Raw genomic sequence first — 9,980 nt, 5'->3', positions numbered from 1 at the left:
TCGGCGGATGAGGTTGACGCGACCCGAGGATCGGGCAGCGCCATGCGCATGGCGCAGGGCCTCGACAGCGTCGCCCCCGTCCGCCTGTTTGCCGTGGCGTTCGTGGTTGCTTGGACCCAGGGCCCGGATCCGCTCCCGGTAGCTGACGGGGGTCCAGAATCCGGCCGTCTCGACCAGGTCGATCAGGTAGGGATCTATGGCCATGGTGGGCTGGGCGCGGGCGGAGGTCTCGGCGGTCGCTGCCGTATCCTCGGCCACGAAGACGTCAGCGTCGGCCAGGCGCTCGACCCAGGCTCCGGACTTCCAGAACACGACCTCGCCGTCGGAAAGCCGGTTCGCCGTCAGGGCCTTCATGCCCGCTCCTCCCGGCGCACGAAGTCCGTCGGCGCGAGAGCGATGGCCTCGGCCATGGCCTCTCCGACGATGAGCAGGGCCGGTCCGGACTCAGCGGTAGCAGCCTCGCCAAGGGCGCCCAGAGTGGTGACGCACCGAACCTCGTCAGGTCTGCTGGCGCGGAAGACCACCAGGGCCGGGGTCCTGGGGGCGCGTCCAGCGGCGATCAGCCGGTCAGCGATCCGCCCTGCGGTGCTGGCGCCCATGTAGACCACCACCGTATGGTTTGGCCGCGCAAGCGCCTCCCAGTCGAGGTCGGGCTCGCTATCCCCCGCGGCGTGTCCGGTCACGAATGTGACGGCCTGGGCAGACCTGCGGTGGGTCAGAGGCGCGCCTGCCGATGCCGAGGCGGCGAGCGCCGCGGTGATCCCCGGTATGACCTCGCAGGGAACGCCCGCAGCGCGGCAGGCTTCCAGTTCTTCTCCACCCCGCCCGAAGATGAAGGGGTCGCCACCCTTGAGCCGGACCACGTTCAGTCCCTCGGACGCCAGCCCGACCAGGAGCCGGTTGATCTCTTCCTGGGCATAGGTGTGGCGAGATTTCCGCTTGGCCACGGAAATGCGCCGGGCCGAATCTGGAGCCAGGGCCAGTATGGCCTCCGGAACCAATCCGTCATGGACCACGACATCCGCCTGGGACAGCACCCGAACAGCCCGGACCGTCATGAGATCCGGGTCCCCTGGACCGGCTCCAGCCAGCCAGACCCTGCCGGTGACCCGGGGTGCCGCGCCATGGAGTCCGGCGCCACCTCCGACGACCACAAGGCTACGGCGGCGAGACAACTTCCCAGGATCGGCCATTCCGGCGATCGCCTCCGAATACCGGGCCGGGGCCCAAAACACGGCCATCTGGATCCTGCTGTGCGCAGGCCAGAAGGCCGAAGGCTTGCAAACTGACCGCACAGGGCTCAATTCGCAAGCCGAGGACTTCTGCCTCAGCGTTCAGGAAATCTCGTGAAGCGTTCCACCGACCGACGCCGGCTCCCGCCCCTCAACGCCCTGCGTGCCTTCGAGGCGGCTGCGCGGCACCTCAACTTCTCCCGGGCGGCGGATGAGCTCTCGGTCACGCCGGGTGCCGTGTCGCAGCAGATCCAGAATCTTGAGGACTATGTGGGGGCGCCCCTCTTTCGCAGGACACCCAAGGGGCTCTTGCTGACGGACGCGGCCCAGACCGCCCTGCCCGCCCTCCGGGAGGCCTTCGACAGGCTCGCCGAGGCCGCCTCCCTGCTGACCGCAGCGGTAGACGGTCGGCGGCTTACCCTGACCGCCGCGCCTTCTTTCGCCGCCAAGTGGCTGGTGCCACGACTGGGAAGTTTCGAGGCAGCATATCCCCAGGTCGATGTCTGGATGTCCGCAGGCCTCGACCTTGTGGACCTCACGGCCGGAGAGGTGGACATCGCCCTGCGCTACGGCACCGGCCGCTATGCCGGCATGGAGGTGCGACGCCTGATCGGGGAGACCGTCATCCCCGTCCTCAGTCCCGAACTCCATGCGGCGACCCCCCTGGACCGGCCCGAGGACCTCTGGCGACACATCCTCCTTCATGATGGCTCGCCGGAGCCCGACGATTCCTGTCCAGACTGGACCATGTGGCTTGCCGCGCGCGGCGTTCGAGAGGTGGACGGCACGCGGGGGCCACGCTTCAACCAGTCCAGCCTGGTGATTGAGGCGGCGGTCAACGGCCGGGGTGTCGCCCTGGCCAAGCGGACCCTGGCGCAGGATGACCTCGACGCCGGCCGGCTGGTGGCTCCCCTCCAGATCGCGACTGCGGTGGATTTTGCATATTACCTGGTGCACCCGAAGGCCAAGGGCCGCCTGCCCCAGGTCAAGGCCTTCATCAACTGGATCACGGCCGAGGCTGAGGCTCACGAAGCCGTCTTGCGGACACTCGACAACGGGGCCGGGATCTAGGCTTCGAGCCAGGCCTCGACCTCAGCAAGCACGATCGCTAGCTCGCCCAGGATGGGCTCGACACCCTCGAGCTCGCCCATCTCCCAGTCCTCGCACAGGTCGCCAAGGATCTGCGCGCCGATGGCGCGACCCGATCCCTTGAGGGTGTGGATCACCTCGGCGGCCGATGCGGGGTCCGCAGCCTGGAGCCTTCCGGACCAACCCGCAGCCTCGGCGAGGAAGATCTCCAGGACCTCACGCATGAGCCCCTCGTCCCCTGCGGCCAGCCGCTCCAGGAATCCGAATTCGACGTGTCCCCCAGTCCCTGGCGAAACCATCTTCACCCTCCAAATCCCACGCCCTTGCGTTCGACGCGGTTTGCAGTATTTTCCGCGCCCTCGCCCCGGGGCCGCAAGGCACCGTAAGGCTTGGGTGCATAGCTCAGTTGGTAGAGCAGCTGACTCTTAATCAGCGGGTCGTAGGTTCGAATCCTACTGCACCCACCATCTTCCCGCCGAAACGCTGGCGCCGGAAGCCTAGATCTCCCCGAAAAGTCCGACGGGTATCGGCTCCTGGGAAGGCGCGGTCAGCCTCTGGCTGACAGAATATCTGGGACCTCCGCGAGCGACGCTCGGCTTGACCCCCCGGCCTCCCCTGTTAGGACCGTTTTAGCATCCTCGTGCCGCCATCCCTGGAGACCCCAATGTCCGACACGCCCCAGCGCCCGGAAACCCTTGTCCTCCATGCCGGCTGGCGGGCGGACCCGACAACGGGATCCGTGGCGGTTCCGATCCACCAGACCACGTCTTACCAGTTCCGCGACACCGGCCATGCGGCCTCCCTGTTCGCTCTCCAGGAGCTGGGCAATATCTATACGCGGATCATGAATCCCACGACCGACGTGCTGGAGCAGCGCATCACGGCCCTGGAGGGCGGCGTCGGCGCCCTGGCGGTGGCCTCAGGCCAGGCGGCCTCGGCCTACGCCATTCAGAACCTCGCCCGGGCAGGCGACAACGTCGTGTCCTCCACCGCCCTCTATGGCGGCACCTGGAACCTCTTCGCCAACACCCTGAAGGACCAGGGCATCGAGGTCCGGTTCGTGGATCCTGCGGACCCAGAGAACTTCCGCCGGGCCACCGACGACCGGACCCGCGCCTACTATGCCGAGACCCTGCCCAATCCCAAGCTCGAGGTCTTCCCCATCGCCGAGGTCGCCACCATCGGGCGGGAGTTCGGCATTCCCCTGATCATGGACAATACCGCAGCGCCCCTTCTCGTGCGGCCCTTCGACCACGGCGCGGCCATCATCGTCTATTCCGCCACCAAGTACCTGGGCGGCCACGGCACCTCCATCGGCGGCCTGATCGTCGACTCCGGAAAGTTCGACTGGGAAAGCCGGCCGGAGCGCCAACCCCTGCTGAATACCCCGGACGCCTCCTACCACGGCGCAGTCTGGACCCAGGCCGTCAAGCCGCTGGGCCCCATCGCCTACATCCTGCGGGCGCGGGTCATCCTGCTCCGCGACCTCGGGGCGGCGCTATCGCCCTTCAACGCCTTCCAGATCCTGCAGGGCGTCGAGACCCTTGCCCTGCGGATGGAGCGCCACTGTGCCAACGCCACGGCCGTGGCGGCCTGGCTGAAGGCGCGCAAGGGCGTCTCGCGGGTGATCCACCCGTCCCAGCAGACCGGCGAGGCCCGGGCCCGCGCCGATCGCGTCATGAAGGGCGGCTACGGCGGCCTGGTCGGGTTTGAGCTGGAGGGCGGACTGGAGACCGGGCGGCACTTCATCGACAGCCTGAAGCTGCTCTACCACGTCGCCAACATCGGTGATGCCCGGAGCCTGGCGATCCACCCGGCCTCTACGACCCACTCCCAGCTGTCTGCCGACGAGCAGGCGGCCACCGGCGTCTCAGCGGGATATGTGCGCCTGTCGATCGGCATCGAGCACGTCGACGACATCATCGCCGACCTCGACCAGGCCATTTCGGCAGTCCTGGCCTGATCCCCGGGCTGGGCCTCGAGGAGCTCAGCCGAACTCGATCAGTACCTCATCGGCGGCGACGGAGGCTCCGGAGGCCACCAGGACGGCCTTGACCACCCCGTCCCGCTCCGCCCGGATGATGTTCTGCATCTTCATGGCCTCGATGATCGCCACCTGCTCGCCCGACCGGACGGACTGGCCAGCCTCGACGTCCAGGGAGACCACAAGGCCGGGCATGGGCGAGATCACCAGCTTGGATGTATCTGCCGCCGTCTTGGGCGGTAGCATGTCGTGGAGCTGGGCCGAGCGCGGCGAGAGCACCAGGATCCGGCGGGTCGCCGCGCGATGACGGATGACATAGCCCTCCGCCGCCGGCTGGACCGCGCAAGCGAAGGCCCTGCCATCGACGACGCCCCGGAAGACTGGCAGGCCGGGCCGCCAGTCGACCTGGCCGAGGCTGATGGCCCGGCCCTCGTCCAGGATGTCGACCTTCAGGCCCTCGTCCATGGTCTGGATCAGAACCGGCCGATGCTCGCCGGCGCCGATCACCACCCAGTCGTTCCGCAGCCGCCCCCCCGCTGCGCGCCCGGCGATGGCCCGGTGCACGGCACAGGCCACGGCGGTCATGAGGTCCTTCTGGAAGGCGTCAGGCGCGGTTCCCTGGAAGCCCTCCGGGAACTCATCCTTGATGTAGGCGGTCGAAAGTTCTCCGGAGCGGAACCGATCCTGGTCCATGACGGCGGCCAGGAAGGGGATGTTCTGCCCCAGGCCTTCGATGTGGAAATTCTCCAGTGCCCGCCCCATGGCGTCGATGGCCGCGATCCGGTCCGGTGCCCAGGTCGATAGCTTGGAGATCATGGGGTCGTAGTACATCGAGATCTCGTCGCCCTCGCGGACGCCAGCGTCATTGCGGACGATGGCGCCGCCCTCGACCTCGCCCTCCTCGGGAGGGCTGTAGCGGACGAGGCGGCCAATGGACGGCAGGAAGCCCCGATATGGGTCCTCTGCGTAGATCCGGCTCTCCATGGCCCAGCCCTTAATGGACAGGTCTTCCTGGCGGAAGGCCAGTTTCTCACCCCAGGCTGAACGGATCATCTGCTCGACCAGGTCCACCCCGGTAATGAGCTCGGTCACGGGATGCTCTACCTGCAGGCGGGTGTTCATCTCCAGGAAGAAGAAGCTGCGGTCCTGAGCGGCGACGAACTCCACGGTGCCGGCGCTGTCGTAGTTGACCGCCTTGGCCAGGGCGACGGCCTGGGCACCCATGGCGGCCCGGGTCGCCGCGTCCAGCAGAGGCGACGGGGCCTCTTCGATCACCTTCTGGTTCCGGCGCTGGATGGAACACTCGCGCTCGAAGAGATGGACGACGTTGCCGTGCTTGTCGCCCAGGACCTGGATCTCGATATGCCGGGGGCTCTCAATGAACTTCTCGATGAAGATCCGGTCGTCGCCAAAGCTGGCCTTGGCCTCGGCGCGGACGGCAGGAAAACCCTCTTCGACGTCCTGGCGGTTCCAGGCGACGCGAATGCCCTTGCCGCCGCCGCCGGCGGAGGCCTTGATCATCACCGGATAGCGGATGTCCTCGGCGATGCGGATGGCGTGGGCGGTGTCCTCGATTTCGCCGACATGGCCGGGCACAACCGAGACATTGGCTCTGGCGGCGAACTTCTTGGACTCGATCTTGTCGCCCATGGCCTGGATGGCATGGGGATTGGGCCCGATGAAGACGATCCCTTCGTCTGCGAGACGCTGGGCGAAGCCCGCGTTCTCGGACAGGAATCCGAAGCCGGGATGGACCGCCTCCGCACCCGTCGCCCGGCAGGCCTCGACGATCTTGTCGGCCACGAGATAGCTGGCCGAGGCCGGAGCCGGACCGATCAAGACGCTCTCGTCTGCCATCTCCACAGCCATAGAATCTGCATCGGCCTCGGAATAGACCACCACGGTGGAGATCCCCATCCGCCGGCAGGTCCTGATGATCCGCACGGCGATCTCGCCGCGATTGGCAATGAGGATTTTCCTGAACATCAAGCGCCCCTTGAACAGTCCGAGCGGACCCGCGCATCGAGTACTTCCACCCGGGGCGTTCGACCACTAGATTACAGGCATGAACACGCCCGCAACCCCTCCGTCACGGTTTGATCTCACGCCACCCGACGCTACGGAACGCAAGCGCCTTGAGTCCAGCCTCACGAGAGAGGAGGCAGAGGTCCTGCTTAAACATGGCACGGAGGCACCGTACTGCGGAGGCCTTCTAAACAACAAGGCTGACGGGGTCTATTGCTGCCGGCTCTGCGCCCTGCCCCTGTTCAGGGCGGGGACCAAGTTCGAGAGTGGCACAGGCTGGCCCAGCTTCTGGGAACCCATCCATCCTGCACATGTCATCGAGGTGCGCGACACCAGCTACGGCATGCTTCGGATCGAGACCCGCTGCGCCCGTTGCGATAGCCATCAGGGGCATGTCTTCCCGGATGGGCCCCCACCGACCCGCCTACGGTACTGCATCAACTCGGTATCACTCGAATTCACGCCGGCTGCGGCCTCGCTCCGGGACCCCCTGGGCCGGGGCGACGACATGGAGGTCCTGGCGGACTGATCCGTCAGAGCGGAATGTTGTCGTGCTTCTTCCAGGGATTGGTCAGGACCTTGCCCCTCAGGTTGCGCAGAGCCCGGGCGATGCGCATGCGCGTCGATTGTGGCGAGATGACATCGTCGATGTAACCGCGGGAAGCCGCCACGAAGGGATTGGCGAAGCGGGCCTTGTACTCGGCCTCGTGCTCGACGAGTTCTTCCTGAGTCTGGTTGCGGAAGATGATTTCCACCGCGCCCTTTGCCCCCATCACCGCAATCTCGGCTGACGGCCAGGCGTAGTTGACGTCGCCCCGGATGTGCTTTGAGCTCATCACGTCGTAGGCACCGCCATAGGCCTTGCGCGTGATGAGGGTGACCTTGGGCACGGTGGCCTCGGCATAGGCGAAAAGCAGCTTGGCCCCATGGCGGATCAGGCCGCCCTGCTCCTGCTTGGTTCCGGGCATGAAGCCGGGCACGTCGACCAGGGTGACCAGGGGGATATCAAAGGCGTCGCAGAAACGCACGAAACGCGCCGCCTTGCGGGAGGAGTCGATATCGAGCACGCCCGCCAGCACCTGGGGCTGGTTGGCCACCACGCCCACGGTCGAGCCCTCGATCCGGGCAAACCCGCAGATGATGTTCTTGGCATAGTCCGTCGAGATCTCGAAGAAATCAGCCTCGTCCACGACCTTCAGGATCAGTTCCTTCATGTCGTAGGGCTTGTTGGGATTGGCCGGGATGAGGGTGTCCAGGGAGGGCTCAACCCGTTCGGGGCTATCCTGGCACTCCCGGGCCGGCGGCTTTTGGCGGTTGGACAGGGGCAGGAAGTCCACCAGGCGCCGGACCTGGGTCAGGGCCTCGAGATCGTTCTCGAAGGCCCCATCCGCCACCCCGGACTTCAGGGCATGGACACGATAGCCGCCGAGTTCCTCGTGAGTGACCTCCTCATGGGTCACCGTGCGGACGACGTCCGGACCGGTGACGTACATGTAGCTGGTGTCCTTCACCATGAAGATGAAGTCGGTGATGGCTGGCGAATAGACGTCGCCGCCGGCGCAGGGGCCCATGATGACGCTGATCTGCGGGATCACGCCCGAGGCCAGGGTGTTCTGCAGGAAGATGTCGGCATATCCGGCCAGGCCGTCGACGCCCTCCTGGATGCGGGCACCGCCCGCGTCGAAGAGGCCGATGATCGGCGCGCCGACCTTCAGGGCCTGTTCCTGGACCTTGACGATCTTGCGGGCATGAGCGTTGGACAGGGAACCGCCGAAGACCGTGAAATCCTTAGAGAAGACGAAGACCAACCGACCGTTGATGGTTCCCCAACCGGTGACGACCCCGTCGCCGGAGATCTTCTGCTCGGCCATACCGAAGTCGACGGCGCGGTGTTCGACGAACATGTCGAACTCCTCGAAGGAGCCCTCGTCGAGAAGCAGGTCCAGGCGCTCCCGCGCCGTCAGCTTGCCCTTGGCGTGCTGGGCGTCAATGCGGCGACCGCCGCCACCGGCCCGCGCTTCCGAGCGCCGCCGCTCGAGTTCCTCAAGGATTGCCTTCACCGCAGAACCCCGTGACGCATTGACGACAGGAGCAGAGCCCTAGTCGCAGCCGAGCCGGGGCGCAAGGTCACGCCGGGGAAACTGGAGGGGCACCAAGGCTCCGAAACCAGGCTTCCAGCATGCGGGCCTCGCCCCTTAGCCGGGCCGTCCGCTCGGCGGCCTCCTCGTCGATCCCCCACTGCTCTTCTTGCCAGGCCTCGTCGAGCCGGGAGAGGGCATAGGCCTCCTCCCCCCCAAACCATCCTCGCCACAGACCCAGGGTCAGGACCGCAGAGCCGAACAAGGGTGCGCCGAAGGCCAGTCCCGACAGGGTAAAGTCATCTGCAGACAGGGCCTGTCGCCTGACCGCTTCCAGGGCGTGGACCGGCTGGTCCCGGTGAAGGATCCCCCCGGACGTCACAAGGGCGACACCTAACTCGTCTCGGGCGCGCGTCAGAACAGGTCCCCAGGCGGCCGCCTGCCGGGCGCAGAGCCCCGCAGGATTCTCCGCTGGATAGCAAAGCAGGTCGTTCCCGGCGTACTGAACGATCTGGTCGGCGACGGACTCCCGGGCGGGCGGTATGGCCTCCAGCGCCGTGAAGACCAGGCGGGTTGCATGCATGGCGGCAAGATCCACATGCTGGACCTGCGCCTCCCACTCGGCGGCGGCCAGCTCGGCAAGGTCCCGCGTCGGCGTCCTCAGCGCCGCGCCCCGAGAGGAACGTGGCGGACGCCCATCGAGCAGGACCTGCCAGCCGTCCGCAGCCTCTGCCACCGCGACAGTCTCGTAGAAGCGCCGGGGCTTCTCGCCAGGCTCGATGAAGCCTTTCTGCGCCATGTGCAGGTCTCCAAGGTCACGGGCTGAATGGCCCTGCGCGCCGGCGTGCGCAAGAGCCGCAGGGGTCAGTTCCCCCGTCGTGCACCCCGGCCCGCTCGCCGGAAGGGCTCGGGGTCCGCCTCGGAGGCGTCAAACCCGAAGCGGCTGAAGCCGGCCTTCATCTCGGGACTGACCGGAGCCTCGACGACCAGGAGCCCGCCGGATGGGTGAGGCAGGCTGAGCCGGCGAGCGAGCAGCTGGAGGCCCAGCCCCCCGGAGAGGGCGACGGACTCCGGCGTGTTGTACTTGGGATCGCCAAGGATGGGGTGCCCCATGGCCAGCATGTGGACCCGAAGCTGATGGGTCCGGCCCGTATGGGGCCTCAGCGCCATCCAGGACACCCGGTCCCCGGCCCTCGAGATCAGGGTGAACTCCGTCTCGGCGGGCTCGGCCCGGGGGTCCTTGGGCTCGGCGGGCACGACCAGTTCCCGGTCGCCGATGCCCTTCTTCACCAAGGGCAGGCTGAGTATGCCGTCCTGCGGTCTCGGATGGCCGAGGACCAGGGCCCAGTAGGTCTTCTCCGCCCGGCGCCGGGCAAAAGAGCCGGCGAGGCGGGCAGCGGCGGCGGGAGTCTTGCCCGCCAGGAGGACTCCGGAGGTGTCGCGGTCCAGGCGATGCACGAGGCGGGGCCGGGTGAGCCCCTCCCCCCAGGCGGACAGGAGCCGATCGACGTGATTGCGGGTCTTGGTTCCGCCCTGGACGGCGAGGCCTGCGGGCTTGTTGAGGGCCAGGAC

Annotated in this window: 10 protein-coding genes and 1 tRNA gene; 4 read left to right on the top strand and 7 right to left on the bottom strand. The window is 67.1% G+C overall.

The window, feature by feature from the left end:
• Both WCJ52_RS08650 and cobA read right to left on the bottom strand, forming a co-directional pair.
• Positions 1-354 (bottom strand): DUF2849 domain-containing protein (locus WCJ52_RS08650; RefSeq protein WP_336902901.1); only part of this gene is annotated, 354 nt, incomplete at its 3' end.
• The gene (cobA, locus tag WCJ52_RS08645) at positions 351-1,241 is read right to left on the bottom strand and encodes a uroporphyrinogen-III C-methyltransferase (protein WP_336902900.1); all 891 of its coding nucleotides are present in this window, start codon (positions 1,239-1,241) and stop codon (positions 351-353) included. The genes cobA and WCJ52_RS08650, both read right to left, overlap by 4 nt.
• Positions 1,242-1,346: 105 nt before the next feature.
• Between cobA and gcvA the strand changes: the two genes are divergently transcribed.
• Entirely contained in the window at positions 1,347-2,303 is a 957-nt protein-coding gene (gcvA, locus tag WCJ52_RS08640) for a transcriptional regulator GcvA (RefSeq protein WP_336902899.1), read from the top strand.
• On the opposite strand, the gene WCJ52_RS08635 is transcribed toward gcvA, so the two are convergent.
• The gene (locus WCJ52_RS08635) at positions 2,300-2,620 is read right to left on the bottom strand and encodes an Hpt domain-containing protein (RefSeq protein WP_336902898.1); all 321 of its coding nucleotides are present in this window, start codon (positions 2,618-2,620) and stop codon (positions 2,300-2,302) included. The genes gcvA and WCJ52_RS08635 overlap by 4 nt on opposite strands.
• Before the next feature lie 92 nt (positions 2,621-2,712).
• On the opposite strand from WCJ52_RS08635, the gene WCJ52_RS08630 reads away from it, so the two are divergent.
• Positions 2,713-2,788: transfer RNA gene (locus WCJ52_RS08630), tRNA-Lys, on the top strand.
• 197 nt (positions 2,789-2,985) lie between these two features.
• Complete coding sequence (locus tag WCJ52_RS08625; RefSeq protein WP_336902897.1) at positions 2,986-4,284, top strand: PLP-dependent transferase; 1,299 nt, start codon at positions 2,986-2,988, stop codon at positions 4,282-4,284.
• A gap of 24 nt (positions 4,285-4,308) precedes the next feature.
• Here the strand turns inward: WCJ52_RS08625 and WCJ52_RS08620 are convergent, their stop codons facing one another.
• Positions 4,309-6,291, bottom strand: a complete 1,983-nt coding sequence (locus tag WCJ52_RS08620) for an acetyl/propionyl/methylcrotonyl-CoA carboxylase subunit alpha (RefSeq protein WP_336902896.1) — start codon at positions 6,289-6,291, stop codon at positions 4,309-4,311.
• 79 nt (positions 6,292-6,370) lie between these two features.
• On the opposite strand from WCJ52_RS08620, the gene msrB reads away from it, so the two are divergent.
• Entirely contained in the window at positions 6,371-6,859 is a 489-nt protein-coding gene (gene msrB, locus WCJ52_RS08615; RefSeq protein WP_336902895.1) for a peptide-methionine (R)-S-oxide reductase MsrB, read from the top strand.
• 4 nt (positions 6,860-6,863) lie between these two features.
• Here msrB and WCJ52_RS08610 read toward each other — a convergent pair whose 3' ends face one another.
• From WCJ52_RS08610 to WCJ52_RS08600, 3 genes are all read right to left on the bottom strand, one after another.
• Entirely contained in the window at positions 6,864-8,390 is a 1,527-nt protein-coding gene (locus WCJ52_RS08610) for an acyl-CoA carboxylase subunit beta (RefSeq protein ID WP_336902894.1), read from the bottom strand.
• 67 nt (positions 8,391-8,457) lie between these two features.
• Positions 8,458-9,207: an ATP12 family protein gene (locus tag WCJ52_RS08605; protein ID WP_336902893.1), complete on the bottom strand. Its 750-nt coding sequence runs from the start codon at positions 9,205-9,207 to the stop codon at positions 8,458-8,460.
• Between the two features lie 65 nt (positions 9,208-9,272).
• Positions 9,273-9,980: RluA family pseudouridine synthase (locus WCJ52_RS08600; protein ID WP_336902892.1), on the bottom strand; the 708-nt coding region annotated here is incomplete at its 5' end.

Origin of the sequence: Phenylobacterium sp. (assembly GCF_037138395.1) — a bacterium.
In the GTDB taxonomy this organism is placed as follows: domain Bacteria; phylum Pseudomonadota; class Alphaproteobacteria; order Caulobacterales; family Caulobacteraceae; genus Phenylobacterium.
Note: the sequence above shows the minus strand (reverse complement) of the source record. Positions and strands in the feature narration are given on the sequence as shown.

Excerpts from the sequence above, each read along its gene's own strand:
- cobA (WP_336902900.1), bottom strand. The coding sequence starts at position 1,241 with ATGGCCGTGTTTTGGGCCCCGGCCCGGTATTCGGAGGCGATCGCCGGA.
- WCJ52_RS08635 (WP_336902898.1), bottom strand. The coding sequence starts at position 2,620 with ATGGTTTCGCCAGGGACTGGGGGACACGTCGAATTCGGATTCCTGGAG.
- WCJ52_RS08625 (WP_336902897.1), top strand. The coding sequence starts at position 2,986 with ATGTCCGACACGCCCCAGCGCCCGGAAACCCTTGTCCTCCATGCCGGC.
- WCJ52_RS08620 (WP_336902896.1), bottom strand. The coding sequence starts at position 6,291 with ATGTTCAGGAAAATCCTCATTGCCAATCGCGGCGAGATCGCCGTGCGG.
- msrB (WP_336902895.1), top strand. The coding sequence starts at position 6,371 with ATGAACACGCCCGCAACCCCTCCGTCACGGTTTGATCTCACGCCACCC.
- WCJ52_RS08605 (WP_336902893.1), bottom strand. The coding sequence starts at position 9,207 with ATGGCGCAGAAAGGCTTCATCGAGCCTGGCGAGAAGCCCCGGCGCTTC.